The 18,247-nt window shown below is 67.4% G+C and carries 18 protein-coding genes and 1 pseudogene; 17 read left to right on the plus strand and 2 right to left on the minus strand.

Annotated features, from left to right (window positions below):
• The first annotated feature begins 1 nt into the window (after position 1).
• The 8 genes from VKG81_RS18100 (at position 2) to VKG81_RS18135 (ending at position 6,492) form a co-directional block, all read left to right on the plus strand.
• On the plus strand, positions 2 to 1,264 hold the full coding sequence (locus VKG81_RS18100) for a cysteine desulfurase (protein ID WP_324397931.1): 1,263 nt from the start codon (positions 2 to 4) through the stop codon (positions 1,262 to 1,264).
• 7 nt (positions 1,265 to 1,271) lie between these two features.
• Positions 1,272 to 1,751 carry a Fe-S cluster assembly sulfur transfer protein SufU gene (sufU, locus tag VKG81_RS18105; protein WP_324397932.1) on the plus strand — a complete coding sequence of 160 codons (480 nt, stop codon included), beginning with the start codon at positions 1,272 to 1,274 and terminating at the stop codon, positions 1,749 to 1,751.
• Positions 1,726 to 2,073, plus strand: coding sequence for a metal-sulfur cluster assembly factor (locus VKG81_RS18110; protein ID WP_324397933.1), 348 nt, complete (start codon positions 1,726 to 1,728; stop codon positions 2,071 to 2,073). The genes sufU and VKG81_RS18110 overlap by 26 nt, the downstream gene beginning before the upstream one ends.
• Before the next feature lie 320 nt (positions 2,074 to 2,393).
• Positions 2,394 to 3,245, plus strand: a complete 852-nt coding sequence (locus VKG81_RS18115; RefSeq protein ID WP_324397934.1) for a CHRD domain-containing protein — start codon at positions 2,394 to 2,396, stop codon at positions 3,243 to 3,245.
• Positions 3,246 to 3,336: 91 nt separating this feature from the next.
• Positions 3,337 to 3,702, plus strand: coding sequence for a thioredoxin (gene trxA / locus VKG81_RS18120; protein ID WP_324397935.1), 366 nt, complete (start codon positions 3,337 to 3,339; stop codon positions 3,700 to 3,702).
• A 28-nt stretch (positions 3,703 to 3,730) separates the two neighbouring features.
• Positions 3,731 to 4,558, plus strand: a complete 828-nt coding sequence (locus tag VKG81_RS18125) for an enoyl-CoA hydratase (RefSeq protein WP_414685316.1) — start codon at positions 3,731 to 3,733, stop codon at positions 4,556 to 4,558.
• 11 nt (positions 4,559 to 4,569) lie between these two features.
• Positions 4,570 to 6,198, plus strand: a complete 1,629-nt coding sequence (locus tag VKG81_RS18130; RefSeq protein WP_324397937.1) for an ABC-F family ATP-binding cassette domain-containing protein — start codon at positions 4,570 to 4,572, stop codon at positions 6,196 to 6,198.
• A gap of 96 nt (positions 6,199 to 6,294) precedes the next feature.
• Positions 6,295 to 6,492 carry a helix-turn-helix domain-containing protein gene (locus tag VKG81_RS18135; protein WP_324397939.1) on the plus strand — a complete coding sequence of 66 codons (198 nt, stop codon included), beginning with the start codon at positions 6,295 to 6,297 and terminating at the stop codon, positions 6,490 to 6,492.
• Here VKG81_RS18135 and VKG81_RS18140 read toward each other — a convergent pair.
• Both VKG81_RS18140 and acnA read right to left on the minus strand, forming a co-directional pair.
• Positions 6,489 to 7,055, minus strand: coding sequence for a helix-turn-helix domain-containing protein (locus VKG81_RS18140; RefSeq protein WP_324397941.1), 567 nt, complete (start codon positions 7,053 to 7,055; stop codon positions 6,489 to 6,491). The two genes, VKG81_RS18135 and VKG81_RS18140, sit on opposite strands and share 4 nt — an antisense overlap.
• A gap of 18 nt (positions 7,056 to 7,073) precedes the next feature.
• Positions 7,074 to 9,896 (minus strand): aconitate hydratase AcnA, encoded by a 2,823-nt coding sequence (acnA, locus tag VKG81_RS18145; RefSeq protein ID WP_324397942.1) that lies wholly within the window; start codon positions 9,894 to 9,896, stop codon positions 7,074 to 7,076.
• A gap of 183 nt (positions 9,897 to 10,079) precedes the next feature.
• On the opposite strand from acnA, the gene VKG81_RS18150 reads away from it, so the two are divergent.
• The 9 genes and pseudogenes from VKG81_RS18150 to VKG81_RS18190 all read left to right on the plus strand — a co-directional run bounded on the left by VKG81_RS18150 (position 10,080) and on the right by VKG81_RS18190 (position 18,228).
• The gene (locus VKG81_RS18150) at positions 10,080 to 10,619 is read left to right on the plus strand and encodes a DUF6676 family protein (protein WP_324397944.1); all 540 of its coding nucleotides are present in this window, start codon (positions 10,080 to 10,082) and stop codon (positions 10,617 to 10,619) included.
• A gap of 205 nt (positions 10,620 to 10,824) precedes the next feature.
• Entirely contained in the window at positions 10,825 to 12,213 is a 1,389-nt protein-coding gene (gene ripA / locus VKG81_RS18155) for an NlpC/P60 family peptidoglycan endopeptidase RipA (protein ID WP_324397945.1), read from the plus strand.
• 17 nt (positions 12,214 to 12,230) lie between these two features.
• On the plus strand, positions 12,231 to 12,923 hold the full coding sequence (gene ripB / locus VKG81_RS18160) for an NlpC/P60 family peptidoglycan endopeptidase RipB (protein WP_414685321.1): 693 nt from the start codon (positions 12,231 to 12,233) through the stop codon (positions 12,921 to 12,923).
• A gap of 107 nt (positions 12,924 to 13,030) precedes the next feature.
• Positions 13,031 to 14,179, plus strand: coding sequence for a MoxR family ATPase (locus VKG81_RS18165; RefSeq protein ID WP_324397949.1), 1,149 nt, complete (start codon positions 13,031 to 13,033; stop codon positions 14,177 to 14,179).
• Positions 14,176 to 15,126, plus strand: a complete 951-nt coding sequence (locus tag VKG81_RS18170; protein WP_324397951.1) for a DUF58 domain-containing protein — start codon at positions 14,176 to 14,178, stop codon at positions 15,124 to 15,126. The genes VKG81_RS18165 and VKG81_RS18170 overlap by 4 nt, the downstream gene beginning before the upstream one ends.
• 95 nt (positions 15,127 to 15,221) lie before the next feature.
• Positions 15,222 to 15,517: pseudogene (locus VKG81_RS18175) on the plus strand (hypothetical protein); the annotation flags it as partial.
• A gap of 53 nt (positions 15,518 to 15,570) precedes the next feature.
• On the plus strand, positions 15,571 to 16,344 hold the full coding sequence (gene fabG1, locus VKG81_RS18180; RefSeq protein ID WP_324397952.1) for a 3-oxoacyl-ACP reductase FabG1: 774 nt from the start codon (positions 15,571 to 15,573) through the stop codon (positions 16,342 to 16,344).
• 26 nt (positions 16,345 to 16,370) lie between these two features.
• Complete coding sequence (inhA, locus tag VKG81_RS18185) at positions 16,371 to 17,177, plus strand: NADH-dependent enoyl-ACP reductase InhA (RefSeq protein WP_324397954.1); 807 nt, start codon at positions 16,371 to 16,373, stop codon at positions 17,175 to 17,177.
• A gap of 16 nt (positions 17,178 to 17,193) precedes the next feature.
• On the plus strand, positions 17,194 to 18,228 hold the full coding sequence (locus VKG81_RS18190) for a ferrochelatase (protein WP_324397955.1): 1,035 nt from the start codon (positions 17,194 to 17,196) through the stop codon (positions 18,226 to 18,228).
• Positions 18,229 to 18,247: the final 19 nt, after the last annotated feature.

Raw genomic sequence — 18,247 nt, forward strand, 5'->3', positions numbered from 1 at the left:
GATGACCATCTCGGTGAGCCGGCCGGCGGCGGTCGACCTGGACGCCATCAGGGCGGACTTTCCGATCCTGAGCCGGGTGATGCGCGGCGGAAAGCGGTTGGCCTATCTGGATTCCGGCGCGACGTCGCAGCGGCCGCTGCAGGTTCTCGACGCCGAGCGGGACTTCCTCACCACGTCGAACGGCGCGGTGCATCGCGGCGCACACCAGCTGATGGAGGAGTCCACCGACGCCTACGAGGAGGGCCGCGCCGACATCGCCGCGTTCGTCGGCGCCGATACCGACGAGCTGGTGTTCACCAAGAACGCCACGGAATCGCTGAATTTGGTGTCCTACGTGCTGGGGGACAACCGCTTCGGGCACCACGTCGGTGCCGGTGACGTCATCGTGACCACGGAGTTGGAACACCACGCGAACCTCGTACCGTGGCAGGAGCTGGCCCGGCGCACCGGCGCGACCCTGCGCTGGTACGGCGTCACCGATGACGGCCGCATAGACCTGGACTCATTGCGGCTCGACGAGCGGGTCAAGGTTCTCGCGTTCAGTCACCACTCCAATGTCACCGGCGCGATCGCCCCAGTCGACGAACTGGTGGTCCGGGCACACGCAGTGGGTGCGCTGACCGTGCTCGACGCCTGCCAGTCGGTGCCGCACCAACCGGTCGACCTGCACGCGCTCGGAGTCGACTACGCCGCATTCTCCGGCCATAAGATGCTGGGCCCCAACGGCATCGGCGTGCTGTACGGGCGACGGGAATTGCTGAACGCGATGCCACCGTTCATCACCGGGGGTTCGATGATCGAGACCGTGACGATGGAGGCCACCACATATGCGCCCGCGCCGCAGCGTTTCGAGGCCGGCACGCCGATGACATCACAGGTCGTCGGGCTCGCCGCGGCGGCGCGCTACCTCGGCCACATCGGCATGGACACGGCGGAAGCGCACGAGCGGGAGCTGGTCGCGGCCGCGCTGGACGGGCTTGCCGCCATCGACGGCGTCCATGTCATCGGGCCGACGACGCTCGACGGCCGCGGTTCGCCGGTCTCGTTCATCGTCGACGGCATTCACGCTCACGACGTCGGCCAGGTGCTCGACGACGAGGGCGTGGCGGTACGGGTGGGGCACCACTGCGCCTGGCCGCTGCACCGGCGCTTCGGCATCGCGGCCACCGCGCGCGCGTCGTTCGCGGTCTACAACACCTCCGACGAGGTCGACCGCCTCGTTGCGGGGGTGCGGCGGGCCGTCGATTTCTTCGGCAGGGCGTGAACAGGCCGTGCGGCTCGACCAGATCTATCAGGAAGTAATCCTCGATCACTACAAGCACCCGCACCACCGCGGGCTGCGCGCGCCCTTCGGCGCCGAGGTGCACCACGTCAATCCGACGTGCGGCGACGAGGTCACTCTGCGGGTGGCGCTGTCCGAAGACGGTGAGCGCGTCGCCGACGTCAGCTACGACGGTCAGGGCTGCTCGATCAGCCAGGCGTCGACGTCGGTGCTCACCGACCAAGTGATCGGCCAAAATGTGCAGCAGGCTCTCGACACCGTCGCGGCGTTCACCGAAATGGTGTCCTCGCGTGGAAGTGTCGAGGGGGACGAAAATGTGCTCGGTGACGGCATCGCATTCGCCGGTGTCGCGAAGTACCCGGCACGCGTGAAATGCGCTCTGCTGGGCTGGATGGCTTTCAAAGACGCTCTGGCACAAGCCAGCGACGACTTGGAGGTGGAGGATGAGCGAAACAGCCGTGCCGGATGACGAGCTACTCGCCGACCTCGAGGAGGCGATGCGTGACGTCGTCGACCCGGAGCTCGGCATCAACGTGGTAGACCTGGGGCTCGTCTACGACCTCAGCCTGCAACGCGGCGAGCAAGGCACCGTTGCGCTGATCGACATGACGCTCACATCGGCCGCATGCCCCCTTACCGACGTGATCGAGGACCAGTCCCGAACCGCCCTCGTCGGGGCCGGCCTTGTGAACGACCTGAGGATCAACTGGGTCTGGAACCCCCCGTGGGGGCCGGACAAGATCACCGAGGACGGCCGGGAGCAGCTGCGTGCCCTCGGCTTCACCGTCTGACCGGGCGGCCGACCTCCGGAAGGGCCTCGGCATCATCGCGATGGCTGTGCACCGAAGTCGCAAGGTAGTCTGTCGTCGTCATCTCACCTGTTGCGTCAGCGGGCTCCCCGTGAAAACCCATCTCGCCTGCTTGGACAACTCCACCTAAACAATTGCGCCACAATGTCTTTGGGTCGACCAAACATTGCGACAGCAGCCTTTTTGGTAAGGCAGTCCGCCACGATACCCGTCGGTGTGCGGGGAGTCGACCCGGTGGGAGCTGTGTGCAGGAAAGGGCGGGGGATTGAGCGCTTGTAGTGTCGTGGGTAACAATGAGTGGTGTGTCCCACAGGTTGAGCTCCGGGCGGCTGGTAACGGCCGCCGTCGCGATCGCCGCACTGGTCGCCGCCTGTGGCTCGAACTCGACGCAACCGTCGACGTCAACCAGCCCGGGCGCGGGGGCGCCGGTCAATGTCGCTCTCGCCTTCCAGCCGGCCGGCACGTCGACGCTCACCTGGGATCCACAGACCAAGAACGTCACCGCAAAGCTGCAAATGGCCGGCTTCACCCCGGGCAGCACCCACGCCATGCACATCCACCAGGGCAGCTGCGCCGCGACGGGGGATGTCATCGTGCCGTTCCCGGACGTGACCGCCGACGCGGGCGGGGCGATCAACACCACTGTCACCAGCTCCCAGCCGGCCCCCGGCGGGCTGGCCACCGGCACGGCGCTGAACATGCACCTGGCTTCGGGCGCGCAACTCGGCGGGCCGGGCGCACTGGGCTACACGCCCATCGCATGCGCGGACATTGTCGCTGCCCCAACCACGACCTTGACCATGGCGCCGGTCGGCGAGAAGCCGCAGGGTTCGGCCAGTTTGACCTATGACTCGGGGAAGAAGACGTTGACCGTCACGACGACGGCCAGCGGCCTCGCCCCGGGGAGCAGCCACGCCCAGCACATCCATCTGGGCACGTGCAACGCTCAGGGAGCGGTCAAGTACCCACTCAACGATCTGGTCGCCTCGCCCAGCGGCAGCGCGGAAACGACCACGGTCATTCAGAATGCCGAGGCGCCGCCGGCCTCCGGCTGGTATCTGAACATCCACCTCGGATCGTCGGGCCAGATCGAACAAAACGGTCAGCCGACCCTCTACTTCCAGCCGATCATCTGCGGCAACGTCGGCAAATAAGCGTCGATCTGCCGACGCGCCGCCCACCGGACCCATCGGCCAGGTCCTGCGTAGAGGGAACATCGGCGCGCCCGGGGTCGTTGACAAGGTCATGGCAACCCGCAACATCACCGCCGAATCGTTCAACGAGACCATCAACGACAACGAGATCGTGCTGGTGGACTTCTGGGCTTCGTGGTGCGGCCCGTGTCGGCAGTTCGCGCCGACCTTCGAGGCGTCCTCAGAGAAGCACCCCGATGTCGTGCACGCCAAGGTAGACACCGAGGCTGAACAGCAGCTGGCCGCGGCCGCCGACATCCGCTCCATCCCGACGCTGATGGCGTTCAAGAAGGGCAAACTGCTGTTCAACCAGGCCGGGGCGCTGCCGCCGGCCATGCTGGAGGACCTCATTGCCCAGGTCGAGGCGTACGACGTCGAGGCGGCGATCGCGGCGCAGTCCAACTCCGACCAGGCCTGACGGGCGGCACGCGATAGCGTGCAGGACCGTGAGCCGTGAAACTGAATTCGTCCTGGTCGACCGTCCCCGCGCCAACGTCGCCCTGATCACGCTGAACCGGCCCGAGCGGATGAACTCGATGGCCTTCGACGTGATGGTGCCGCTCAAGCGGGTCCTCGATGAGGTGAACCACGACAACGACGTCCGTGTCGTCGTGCTGACCGGGGCCGGCCGCGGTTTCTCGTCCGGCGCCGACCACAAATCCGCCGGCGCGGTACCCCACGTCGAGGGACTGACCCGGCCCAGCTATGCGCTGCGGTCGATGGAGGTTCTCGACGACGTGATACTGGGGCTGCGCCGCGTGCATCAGCCCGTGATCGCCGCCGTGAACGGCGCCGCCATCGGCGGCGGCTTGTGCCTGGCGCTGGCGTGCGACATCCGCGTGGCGTCGTCGGCGGCCTACTTCCGCGCGGCCGGCATCAACAACGGCCTCACCGCCAGCGAACTCGGGCTCAGCTACCTGCTGCCGCGCGCGATCGGCACATCACGAGCGTTCGAGCTGATGCTCACCGGCCGCGACGTCGACGCGGGAGAAGCCGAACGAATCGGCCTCGTGTCAGCGCAAGTGCCCGGCGAAGACCTGCTCGACACGTGCTATGCAATGGCCGAACGCATCGCGGCGTTCTCCCGTCCAGGGGTGGAGTTGACCAAGCGCACACTGTGGAGCGGCCTGGACGCCGGTACCCTCGAAGGGCACATGCAGGCCGAGGGTCTCGGGCAGCTCTTCGTTCGCCTGCTCACCCAGAACTTCGAAGAGGCCGTCGCCGCACGCGCCGACAAGCGTCCGCCGGTATTCACCGACGACCGCCAAACCTAAGGAGCCAGACCGTGATCACCGCCACGGACCTCGAGGTCCGCGCCGGCGCGCGCACCCTGCTGTCCGCGCCGGGGCCCGCGTTGCGGGTCCAGCCCGGTGACCGGATCGGCCTGGTCGGCCGTAACGGCGCAGGTAAAACCACCACGATGCGCATCCTCGCCGGCGAGGCTGAGCCCTACGCCGGCAGCGTGGTCCGCAGCGGTGAGATCGGCTACCTGCCACAGGATCCCAAAGAGGGTGATCTCGACGTGCCGGCGCGGGAACGGGTGCTGTCGGCGCGCGGCCTCGACACGTTGCTCTCCGACCTGGAGAAGCAGCAGGCGCGGATGGCCGAGGTCGTCGACGACACCGAGCGCGATCGCGCGGTGCGCCGCTACGGCCAGTTGGAGGAGCGGTTCGCCGCGCTCGGCGGCTACGTCGCCGAAAGCGAGGCGGCCCGCATCTGCGCCAGCCTGGGGCTGCCCGAGCGGGTACTGACGCAGCGGCTGCGGACGCTGTCCGGCGGCCAGCGGCGCCGAGTCGAGCTGGCCCGCATCCTGTTCGCCGCATCCGACACGGGCGCCGGCTCCGCGACAACGCTGCTCCTCGACGAACCGACCAACCACCTCGACGCCGATTCTCTGGGCTGGCTGCGCGATTTCCTGCACGCACACACCGGGGGACTCGTCGTGATCAGCCACAATGTCGACCTGCTCACGGACGTCGTCAACCGCGTGTGGTTCCTCGATGCGGTGCGCGGCGAGGTCGACGTCTACAACATGACCTGGCGAAAGTACCTCGACGCACGCGCCACCGACGAGCAGCGTCGCCGCCGGGAGCGTGCCAACGCCGAACGCAAGGCGGCGGCGTTGCGGTCGCAGGCCGCCAAGCTGGGCGCGAAGGCTACGAAAGCCGTTGCAGCGCAGAATATGTTGCGCCGAGCCGACCGGATGATGGCGGCCTTGGAAGAGGAACGCGTGGCCGACAAGGTGGCGCGGATCAAGTTCCCGACTCCGGCGCCGTGCGGACGCACGCCGCTTGTCGCCAAGGGGCTGACCAAGACCTACGGCTCACTGGAGGTCTTCACCGGCGTCGACTTGGCCATCGACCGCGGCTCGCGGGTGGTGGTGCTCGGCCTCAACGGCGCGGGCAAGACCACGCTGCTCAGGTTGCTGGCCGGGGTCGAAACGGCCGACGGCGGCGTGCTCGACCCCGGACACGGTTGCAAGATCGGCTACTTCGCCCAGGAGCACGACACACTCGACGACGCGGCGACGGTGTGGCAGAACATCCGCCACGCGGCGCCTGACAGCGGCGAGCAAGACCTGCGCGGGCTACTGGGCGCGTTCATGTTCAGCGGCCCGCAGCTCGATCAGCCCGCAGGAACGTTGTCGGGTGGCGAGAAGACCCGGCTTGCGCTGGCGGGGCTCGTCGCGTCGAGGGCCAACGTCCTGCTGCTGGATGAGCCGACCAACAACCTCGACCCCGCATCACGCGAGCAGGTGCTCGACGCGCTGCGCAGCTACGTCGGGGCCGTGGTGCTGGTCACCCACGACCCGGGCGCCGCCGAAGCGCTCAACCCCGAGCGGGTGGTGCTGCTGCCCGACGGCACCGAGGACTACTGGTCCGAGGAATACCGCGACCTGATCGAGCTCGCCTGATCGCTGTCCCAAGAGATTTCGGCCATTTCCCAGCGCAGACTCCGCGATTTTCTCTACCCTCGAATAGCGGGGGTCATCTACAGCGGGGAGATGTCGATGAGGAAGCCGGACAAGGCTCGCGACGAGTTGTTGCACGAGCTGCGAAGCGCTTACGAGTCGGGCGCCAGCATCAGGACGCTGGTCGCTTCCACGGGCCGTTCCTACGGATCGGTCCACAGCCTGCTGCGAGAGTCGGGCACGACGATGCGCAGCCGCGGCGGCCCGAACCATACCGGGCACCGACGCGTCGGCTAGCGCCGCTGGCGTACCGAGGCCTCGACCAGATCCAGTACCGCAGACAGGCGTGCCGGATCGTCGCCGGAGGCCAACCGCGCCACCAGGCCGTCGAGCACGAGATCGAGATAGGTCTGCAGCACGTCGGCCGGCACGTCGTCGCGCAACCGCCCCGCTTCCTTCTGCCTGCGCAGCCGATCGGCCGTCGCGTCCGACAGCTCGGCCGACCGCTCCGCCCAGCCGCGGTGAAACGCCGGGTCGTTGCGCAGCTTACGGGCGATCTCCAACCGGGTTGCCAGCCAGTCGAACTGATCCGGCGCCGCGAGCATGTCGCGCATCACCTGAATCAGGCCCTCGCGCGACGCGACGTCTGCCATCCGCTCGGCGTCTTCGTGCGCCAACTCGAAGAACAGCGTGTCCTTGTCGCGGAAGTGGTGAAAGATCGCACCCCGCGACAGCCCGATCGTCTGCTCCAGGCGGCGCACCGTCGCACGGTCGTAGCCGTACTCGGCGAAGCACCGCCTGGCGCCGTCGAGGATCTGGCGGCGACGAGCCGCCAGATGGTCCTCGCTGACTCGCGGCATGGTCGGTGTCCGGCCCGGTCAGGACATCAGCGTGTTGCGAAGCACGTACTGCAGGATCCCGCCGTTGCGGTAGTAGTCGGCCTCGCCGGGGGTGTCGATGCGCACCTTCGCGTCGAATTCCACCGCGCTGCCGTCTTCCTTCGTCGCCTTGACATGCACCGTCTTCGGCGTCCTGCCGTCATTGAGTTGCTCGATACCGGTGACGTCGTACACCTCGGTGCCGTCCAGTTTGAGCGTCGCCGCCGACTCGCCTTCGGGGAACTGCAGCGGGATCACGCCCATGCCGATCAGGTTGGACCGGTGGATGCGCTCGAACGACTCGGCGATCACAGCGCGCACGCCCAGCAACCGGGTGCCCTTCGCGGCCCAGTCCCTCGAGGACCCCGAACCGTATTCTTTTCCACCCAACACAACGAGTGGGATGTCCTGCGCGGCATAGTTTTGCGCAGCGTCGTAGATGAAGGCCTGCGGGCCGCCCTCCTGGGTGAAGTCGCGGGTGTAACCGCCAGCGACATCATCGAGCAGCAGATTGCGCAGCCGGATGTTGGCGAAGGTCCCGCGGATCATCACCTCGTGGTTGCCGCGGCGCGAACCGTAGGAGTTGTAGTCCTTGCGGTCCACGCCGTGCGCGTCGAGGTACCTCGCGGCCGGGGTGCCCGGCTTGATGCTGCCGGCCGGCGAAATATGGTCGGTGGTCACCGAATCGCCGAGCAGCGCCAGCACCCGCGCCCCGGTGATGTCGCGAACCGGCTCAGGCTCCGCGGGCATCCCGTCGAAGTAGGGTGGCTTGCGAACGTACGTCGAGGCCGGATCCCACTCGAACGTCTTGCCGCTCGGGGTCGGCAGGTTGCGCCAGCGGTCATCGCCCTTGAACACATCGGCGTAGTTATCGACGAACATCTCCTTGTTGATCGACGACGCGATGGTGTCGGCGATATCCCGCTGGGACGGCCAGATGTCGCGCAGGAAGACGTCGTTGCCATCCTTGTCGGTGCCGAGGGAGTCGAGCTCGAAATCGAAGTCCATCGTGCCGGCCAACGCGTAGGCGATCACCAGCGGCGGGGACGCGAGGTAGTTCATCTTCACGTCCGGGTTGATGCGGCCCTCGAAGTTACGGTTGCCGGACAGCACGGCGGTGACCGAAAGGTCGTTGTCGTTGACCGCCTCCGAGACCTCATCGGGCAGCGGACCGGAGTTGCCGATGCACGTCGTGCAGCCATAGCCCACGAGGTAGAAGCCGAGTTTCTCCAGATAGGGCCCCAGCCCCGCCTTGTCGTAGTAGTCGCTGACGACCTGAGATCCGGGCGCCATCGACGTCTTGACCCAGGGCTTGGAGCTCAGGCCCTTTTCGACCGCGTTCTTGGCCAGCAGCGCAGCACCAAGCATCACTTCCGGGTTGGAGGTGTTCGTGCACGACGTGACCGCCGCGATCACCACGGCGCCGTGGTCGAGCACGAACTCGCCACGGTCGTCGGACTTCACTGTGACCGGCTGGCTCGGCCGGCCCTCAGCGTGATTGGCCGCCGAGCGGACATCGACGGCATCGTCGTCCGCGAAAGACAGCGAAACCGCGTCGCTGGCCGGGAACGACTCGTCGACCGCTTCGTCGAGTTTGGTGCACTCCGCCGGCATGTGCTCCTCGACATAGTTGTGGATGTCCTTGCGGAAGGCTGGCTTTGCATCGCTGAGCGCGATCCGGTCTTGCGGGCGCTTCGGGCCGGCGATCGAGGGGACCACGTCGGACAGGTCGAGCTCGAGGTATTCGGAGAACTTGGGCTCGTGCTGCGGGTCGTGCCACATCCCCTGCGCCTTGGTGTAGGCCTCCACAAGGGCCACCTGCTCTTCGCTGCGGCCGGTCATCCGCAGGTAATCGAGGGTGACCTCGTCGACCGGGAAAATCGCCGCAGTGGAACCGAATTCGGGACTCATGTTGCCCAGCGTGGCGCGGTTGGCCAGCGGCACCTCGGCAACGCCTTCGCCGTAGAACTCCACGAACTTGCCGACCACACCGTGCTTGCGCAGCCTCTCGGTGACCGTGAGCACCACGTCTGTGGCGGTCACGCCGGGCCGGATCTCCCCGGTAAGCCTGAAGCCGACAACACGGGGGATCAGCATGGACACCGGCTGGCCGAGCATCGCGGCCTCGGCCTCGATGCCGCCGACGCCCCAACCCAGAACGCCCAGCCCGTTGACCATCGTGGTGTGCGAATCGGTGCCGACACAGGTGTCCGGGTAGGCAGTTCTCATTCCGGAGCCGCCACGGCCCATCACGACGCGGGCCAGGTACTCGATGTTGACCTGGTGGACGATGCCGGTGCCGGGCGGCACCACCTTGAAGTCGTCGAAGGCGCCCTGGCCCCAGCGCAGGAACTGATAGCGCTCGCCGTTGCGCTGGTACTCGAGCTCGACGTTGCGCTCAAACGCGTCGGCACGGCCGAAAATGTCGGCGATCACCGAGTGGTCGATCACCAGGTCGGCCGGTGCCAGTGGGTTCACCTTGTCGGGATCGCCGCCGAGGTCACCAACCGCCTCGCGCATCGTCGCCAGGTCGACGATGCACGGCACGCCGGTGAAGTCCTGCATGATCACCCGTGCGGGTGTGAACTGGATCTCGGTGCTCGGATCGGCCGACGGGTCCCACTTCGCGATGGCCTCGATGTGCTCCCGGGTGATGTTGGAGCCGTCCTCGTTGCGCAGCAGGTTTTCAGCCAGCACCTTGAGGCTGTAGGGGAGTTTCTCGGTTCCGGGGACCGCATCGAGGCGATAGATCTGATAGCTGTCGTCCCCGACTTGCAGGATGTCGCGGGCTCCGAACGAATTCACCGATTCCGTGCTGGTCACATCTGCTCCCCGTTAAGTTGTCCATCGGCGACAGGTGGTGCCGCCGGCCCTTCCATTCTAACAGTACGGTTGTCCTTTATCACGCGGGGTGCCGTTCCGAGGCTGAGTCCACGGGATCGCGTACCGTGCCCCTGACAGTGCCTCTAGAAGGCCTCGAGAAGCTTCAGACCGGAGGGCAGCAACATGCACGGGTTGGCCGGGCCGCAGACGATTCCTTTCCTGCCCGCCTACATTCCTCCCGACGTCGACATCAACAAGGTCAACGCCGATGTCGGTGAAGACGGTGTCAGCGCGCCCGCCGCAGAGGTGCCCGCGTTGCGCCAGGTGGTGGCCGACGCGAAGAAGAAGGGCATCAACCTCAAGATCGTCGTGATCGACGCGAACCCCCCGATCGACACCCCGCTGCGCGACATCGCCACCGAAGTCGGGCATGCCTACCCCGGCTCTACCGTGCTGGCGATCTCTCCGTCCTTCGCGGGCACCTACAGCCCGGTGTTCGACCGGGTCACCCTCGAAGCCGGCCAGGACATCGCGAAAACCGGCAATCCGGTGCAGTCGGCACAGAATTTCCTCGGCGAGTTGACGACGCCGCATTTCCCGTGGACCGCATTGACCATCGTGCTGGTCGTCGTTGTTGGCGCGGCGGCGGTCGCAATGCGTTTACTGCAGGTGCGTGGCAAACGCGCCAGCGCCTCAGAAGCGGGCGTTGGCGCCGACAGCTAAGTCTTTTTCCGGACCCCAAGCGCGCGTTAATACCGACCGGGTCACTATTCGGTCACGCTCTATTTAATTACAGCGCTGTAGTTTGTGACTAAAGTTTCTTTAGTGTCAGATGTGACGTACGGTGCCTATGGCGTCTTCTGTTGTAGAAGTGTCTCCAGTGACTGCTGGGTACGTTCGCATTTGAGCCGTAGGAGTCCTGAGTCGGATGAGACGCACCAGCGCGTCAGCGTGTGCGGTGGCGGTGGCTGTCGGGTTGCTGCTCGGTACGCCCGGCCTGGCCGCCGGTGAGCCCCAACCGGCCGACCCCAACTCGCTGGCCTCGCTCATCGCACAGGTCGCCGACGCGAATCAGAAACTGCAGGACATCGGCGCGGCGATACAGATGCGCCAGGAGAGCGTCAACAAGGCCATCGCCGACGTGCAGACCGCGCGGGATGCCGCGGATGCGGCCAGGCAAGACGTCGACTCCAGCCAGCGCGCCGTCGCGGACGCCGACGCCGCGATCGCCGGCGCCCAACAGCGGTTCAACACCTTCGCCGCCGCCACCTACGTCAACGGCCCGTCGGCCTCATATCTGACCGCCAAGAATCCCGATGACATGATCTCGACCGCGTCGACCGGTCAAGCCCTGGCCATCAGTTCCCAGCGGGTGATGACCGACCTCCTGCGGGCGCGCACCGAGCAGGCGAACAAGGAGTCGGCCGCGAGGGCCGCCCAGCAGAAGGCCGACAAGGCCGTCGCAGACGCACAGCACAGCCAGGACGACGCGGTGGCCGCGCTCGTCGACGCCCAGAAGCAGTTCGGCACTCAGCAGGCGGAGATCAACCGGTTGGCCGCCGAGCGCAACGCCGCGCAGTCCCGGCTCGCCGCCGCCAAGGCGGAGTGGGCCACGTCGGCCGCACACGTCCCGGGCAGCACGGACCGCTGGGGTAATCCGCAAGCCGCGCCGGGCGCGCCCGCACCGCCGCCGGCGGCCAACGCCTGGGACAGCCCGTGGGACCCCACGCTGCCCGCGGTGCCGAGCGCGAACGTCCCCGGTGACCCCATCGCAATCATCAACTCCGTGCTGGGCGTCTCGGCCACGTCGGCGCAGGTAACCGCCAACATGGGCCGCAATTTCCTGCGCATGGTCGGCATTCTGCCCACGCCGACCGGCTACACCAACAACGGGGCCATTCCGCGGGTCTACGGCAGGCAGGCCTCCGAATACGTCATCGGCCGGGCGATGTCCCAGATCGGCGTCCCGTACTCGTGGGGGGGCGGGAACGCGGCCGGCCCGAGCCGCGGAATCGACGACGGCGCGGGCACCGTCGGCTTCGACTGTTCCGGGCTGATCCTCTACGCGTTCGCAGGCGTCGGCATCCGGCTGCCGCACTACTCGGGGTCGCAGTACAACATGGGCCGCAAAATCCCGGCGGCCGAGATGCGCCGCGGCGACGTCATCTTCTACGGCCCCGGCGGCAGCCAACACGTGACCCTCTACCTCGGCGACGGCCAGATGCTGGAGGCCCCGTACACGGGCTCGACCGTGAAGATCTCGCCGGTCCGCACCAGCGGCATGACGCCGTACGTCGTCCGTTACATCGAGTACTGAGCAGGTGGTGAACTGTGCTGCGTAATAACAGAATTGCGACGGCCGTGCTGGTAGCCGTCGCACTGCTGTTCGGACTGGCCACACCGGCGATGGCCGACGACAACAGTCAGTGGGACCCGACGCTGCCGAAGACAGCCAGCGCCGGCGCGCCGGGTGATCCGGTCGCGATCGCCAACGCGTCACTGCAGGCCACCAACATCGCCACCCAGACCACGCTGGACCTCGGCCGCAAGTTCCTCGGCGGTCTGGGCCTCTTCGGCAACGAAAACAACAGCGTTGCGCCCGGGCGCATCAACCGGGTGTACGGCAGGCAGGCCATCGAATACGTGATCCGGCGGGGCGGCTCCCAGATGGGCGTCCCCTATTCCTGGGGCGGCGGCACCCTGACCGGCCCCAGCACGGGTATCGACGACGGGGCGAACACAGTGGGCTTCGACTGTTCGGGGCTGATGCGCTACATGTTCGCCGGCGTCGGAGTGCTGATCCCGCGGTTCTCCGGTGACCAGTACAACGCCGGGCGGCACATCCCGCCGTCGCAGGCCCAGCGGGGTGACCTGATCTTCTACGGGCCGGGCGGCAGCCAACACGTCACGATGTACCTGGGCAACGGCCAGATGCTGGAGGCGTCGTCGCTGGTCGGCAAAGTCACCGTCAGCCCGGTGCGGACCCCGGGAATGACGCCGTACCTGACCCGGATCATCGAAAGCTGACGCGCCGCGCCCAGCGGCTCGCTTAGCGAACCTACGTCGACGGATTCCGGAGTGCCTGGAATAGTTGACGACGGACATGTCGTAACGACTCCGTGGGAGGATCCTCGATGACGTCAGCAGGTGGGCCGCCGCAGGGCGCCGGAAACTTTTCGGGGCCAGGTGGGGGACCCGGTTACCCGGGTGCCCACGCCGCGCCGCCGCAGCCCCCGGGCAACAACGGCGGGCTGTCCGGCGAGGTGCACACACTCGAGCGCGCCATCTACGAGGTCAAGCGGATCATCGTGGGCCAGGACCAGCTCGTCGAGCGGATGCTCGTCGGCCTGCTGGCCAGGGGGCATGTGCTGCTCGAAGGGGTACCCGGCGTGGCCAAGACGTTGGCCGTCGAGACGTTCGCGCGGGTGGTCGGCGGCTCGTTCGCCCGCATCCAGTTCACGCCCGACCTGGTGCCCACCGACATCGTGGGCACCAGGATCTACCGGCAGGGCAAGGAGCAGTTCGACATCGAGCTCGGCCCGGTGGTGGCCAACTTCATCCTCGCCGACGAGATCAACCGCGCCCCGGCCAAGGTGCAGTCGGCGCTGCTCGAGGTGATGGCCGAACGCCACGTGTCGATCGGCGGCAAGACGTTCCCGATGCCGAAGCCGTTCCTGGTCATGGCGACACAGAACCCGATCGAGCAGGAGGGCGTCTACGCGCTGCCCGAGGCCCAGCGCGACCGCTTCCTGTTCAAGATCAACATCGACTACCCGACGCCCGAGGAAGAGCGCGAGATCATCTACCGGATGGGCGTCACGCCGCCGGAGCCCAAGCAGATCCTCGACCCGGGCGACCTGCTCCGGTTGCAGGACGTGGCCAGCAACAACTTCGTGCACCACGCGCTGGTCGACTACGTGGTGCGCGCCGTAACCGCCACCCGTCGCCCGGAGCAGTTCGGCATGCCCGACGTCCGCGCCTGGGTCGCCTACGGTGCGTCGCCGCGCGCCTCGCTGGGCATCATCGCCGCCGCCCGGGCGCTGGCCCTGGTCCGCGGTCGCGACTACGTGATCCCGCAGGACGTCATCGAGGTCGTTCCCGACGTGCTGCGCCACCGGCTGGTGCTCACCTACGACGCGCTGGCCGATGAGATCTCGCCGGAGACCGTGATCAACCGAATCCTGCAGACGGTTGCCTTGCCGCAGGTCAATGCCGCTCCGCAGCAAGGACATTCGGTGGCGCCGGTGGTGCCCGCCGCAGCGGCCGCGGCTAGCGGTCGGTGACCCGCTCCGAGGGGCGGACGGTCGACCTTCCGTCGCTGCAGCGCGGTCAGATCCGCGACCCGGAACTCTCGGCGGCGCTGCGCAAGCTGGAGCTGACGGTTCGGCGCAAGCTGGACGGCGTCCTGCACGGCGACCACCTCGGTCTGATCCCGGGACCCGGTTCGGAGCCGGGCGAGTCGCGGATCTACCAGCCCGGCGACGATGTGCGGCGCATGGATTGGTCGGTGACGGCGCGCACCGCCACCCCGCACGTGCGGCGGATGATCGCCGACCGGGAGCTGGAGACCTGGCTGGTGGTCGACATGTCCGCCAGTCTGGATTTCGGCACCAGCGGCTGCGAGAAGCGCGACCTAGCGGTGGCGGCCGCCGCGGCGATCGCATTTCTCAACAGCGGTGGCGGCAATCGCCTTGGCGCGCTGATTGCCAACGGGGAGAAGATCATCCGCGTTCCCGCGCGGTCAGGCCGGATGCACGAGAACACATTGCTGCGTGCGATCGCGACATCACCGAAGGCGCCGGTGGGTGTGCGCGGCGACCTGGCCACGGCGATCGACGCGCTGCGCCGCCCGGAGCGCCGGCGCGGCATGGCGGTGATCATCAGCGACTTCCTCGGGCCGATCAACTGGATGCGGCCACTGCGGGCCATTGCCGGGCGCCACGAGGTGCTGGGCATCGAGGTGATCGACCCGCGCGACGTCGAGCTGCCCGACGTCGGCGACGTGATCCTGCAGGACGCCGAATCGGGTGTGGTGCGGGAATTCACCATCGACACGCAGTTGCGTGACGACTTCGAAAAAGCCGCGGCTGCGCACCGTGCCGAGGTGGCACGCACCCTCCGGCGGTGCGACGCGCCGGTGCTGACGCTGCGAACGGACCGGGACTGGATCGCCGACGTCGTCCGCTTCGTCGCCAGCCGCCGCCGCGGAGCACTGGCGGGACGCCGATAGGCAAACCACATCGGTGAAATGACATGCCTGAAATGACATCAACGAATCACACGCGTGAAATGACACGCCTCGCAGACGCATGAGCCAGGCCCGATATCGCTGTCGGGTTCGCTCAGGCGTGGTACTTCGTCTTCTTGCTTGTCATCCCCGGCCTGATCGCTTCCTACATCGTCGTCCATTTGGCGCTATCGGCGAGTGTTGCGGTTCGCCAACATGGAGCTGCTGGAAAGCGTTGCGCCGCAGCGTCCCAGCAAGTGGGCGCACCCACCGGCGATCCTGTTGGCGCCGTCGCTGGTGCTTTTCACGATCTGCGATGGCCGGTCGCACCCACGACGTGCGAATCGCGCGCACCCGCGCGGTGGTGATGCGGGTGGTCGACGCGTCGCAGTCCTCGTTCGCTGGCCGATTCGGTCCCCGTGCAGGTGAGGCGTTAAGTTGGCGGGCATGACCGACACCGTTGCCGAGCCCATCGGCATTTCCGACCCGTCGAACGAAGGGGGCCGTCCGCCGTTTGTGTCCCGATCGGTCCTGGTCACCGGTGGTAACCGCGGCATCGGCCTCGCGGTCGCCCGCCGCCTGGCCGCCGATGGGCACAAGGTGGCGGTCACCCACCGCGGGTCCGGCGCGCCCGACGAGCTGTTCGGCGTCGAGTGCGACGTCACCGACAACGGCGCGGTCGACGCGGCGTTCACGGCCGTCGAGGAGCACCACGGCCCGGTCGAGGTGCTGGTGGCCAACGCCGGCATCAACGCGGACATGCTGATCATGCGGATGAGCGAGGAACAGTTCCTCCGGGTCCTCGACGCGAACCTCACGGGTGTGTTCCGGGTGGCCAAGCGGGCGTCGCGAAACATGATCAAGAAGCGGTTCGGCCGGTTCATCTTCATGGGTTCCGTCGCCGGTCTGTCGGGCATTCCCGGCCAGGCGAACTACTCCGCGTCCAAGGCCGGGCTGGTGGGCCTGGCGCGCTCGCTGACCCGCGAGCTCGGGTCGCGGTCGATCACGGCCAACGTCGTCGCGCCCGGCTTCATCGACACCGACATGACCCGCGCGCTGACCGACAAGCAGCAGGAAACCGCGCTGCAGGCGATCCCGCTGCAGCGGGTCGGCACCACCCTGGAAGTGGCCGGCGTGGTCAGCTTCCTCGCATCCGAGGACGCCGGATACATCTCCGGCGCGGTGATCCCGGTCGACGGCGGCCTGGGCATGGGCCACTGACGGGCCCCGACAGATCAAGGACGGACATGACAGGACTGCTCGAAGGCAAACGGATCCTGGTCACCGGGATCATCACCGACTCGTCGATCGCGTTCCACATCGCGCGGGTGGCGCACGAGGCCGGCGCCGAGCTGGTGCTCACCGGTTTCGACCGGATGCGGCTGATCCAGCGCATCGTCGACCGGCTGCCGGCCAAGGCGCCGCTGCTGGAGCTCGACGTGCAGAACGACGAGCACCTGAACACCCTGGCGGAGCGAGTGACGGAGGTGATCGGCGAGGGCAACAAGCTCGACGGCGTCGTGCACTCAATCGGTTTCATGCCGCGCAGCGGCATGGGCGAGTTCCCCTTCCTCGACGCGCCGTTCGAGGACGTGGCCAGGGGCATCCACATCTCCGCGTACTCCTACGCGTCACTGGCCAAGGCGCTGCTGCCGATCATGAGCCGTGGCGGTGCGTTCGTCGGGATGGACTTTGATCCCACACGTGCGATGCCGTTCTACAACTGGATGACCGTGGCCAAGAGCGCGCTCGAATCCGTCAACCGGTTCGTGGCACGCGAGGCCGGTCCACACGGAGTTCGGTCGAATCTCGTTGCGGCCGGGCCGATTCGAACGCTGGCGATGAGCGCGATCGTCGGCGCCGGGATCGCCGGCATCAGCGATCAGATGCAGCTGCTCGAACAGGGCTGGGACCAGCGCGCGCCGATCGGCTGGGACATGAAGGACGCCGAGCCGGTGGCCAAGACCGTGTGCGCCCTGCTGTCGGACTGGCTGCCGGCCACCACCGGGTCGATCATCTACGCCGATGGCGGCGCGCATACGCAGCTGCTCTAGTCTCGTCCAGCCTCGCATGGAATTCGACGCGGTCCTGCTGTTGTCCTTCGGCGGCCCCGAAGGTCCGGAGCAGGTGCTGCCGTTCCTGGAGAACGTCACCCGGGGCCGCGGAGTACCACGGGAGCGGCTCGCTGACGTCGCCGGGCATTACATGCATTTCGGCGGGGTGTCGCCGATCAACGGCATCAACCGGGCGCTGATCGACCAGATTCGCGTCGAGCTCGGTGCGCGCGGTGAAGAGCTGCCGGTGTATTTCGGTAACCGCAACTGGGAACCCTACGTGGAGGACGCCGTCGCGGCGATGCGTGACGACGGGGTGCGGCGGGCGGCGGTGTTCACCACCTCGGCGTGGGGCGGCTACTCGGGCTGCACACAGTATCTCGAAGACATCGCGCGGGCGCGGCAGGCCGCGGGCCAAGGCGCGCCGGAGCTGGTGAAGTTACGGCAGTTCTTCGACCATCCGCTGTTCATCGAGATCTTCGCCGACGCGATCGGCGCCGCGGCGGCGACGCTGCCGGAGCAATTGCGCGCGGACGCCCGGCTGGTTTTCACCGCGCATTCGATTCCGTTGGGCGCCTCGTCGCGCTGCGGGCGGGACCTGTACAGCCGCCAGGTGGGGTACGCGTCGCGGTTGGTGGCCGACGCGGCGGGCTATGCCGACTACGACCAGGTGTGGCAGTCACGATCGGGACCACCGCAGGTGCCGTGGCTGGAACCCGATGTCGTTGATCATCTGAGGAAGCTCAACGCGGAGGGCGTTCCCGCCGTCATCGTCTGCCCGATCGGCTTCGTCGCCGACCACATCGAGGTGGTGTGGGATCTCGACCTGGAGCTGCGCCAGCAGGCCCAGGCGGGCGGCATCGCGTTCGCGCGGGCTTCGACACCCAATGCCGACCCGAGGTTCGCCCGACTGGTCGTCGATCTGATCGACGAGCTGCGCCACGGCCGCGAACCCGCGAGAGTGGTTGGGCAGGAATCAGTTCCGGGTTACGGTTGCAGTGTCAACGCGCTGCCCTGCTCGCCGGACTGCAGCGTCGGCCCAGGGCGCTGACCCGTCCGGCAGGCTCGAT

It is taken from the genome of Mycobacterium sp., from assembly GCF_035314905.1.
In the GTDB taxonomy this organism is placed as follows: domain Bacteria; phylum Actinomycetota; class Actinomycetes; order Mycobacteriales; family Mycobacteriaceae; genus Mycobacterium.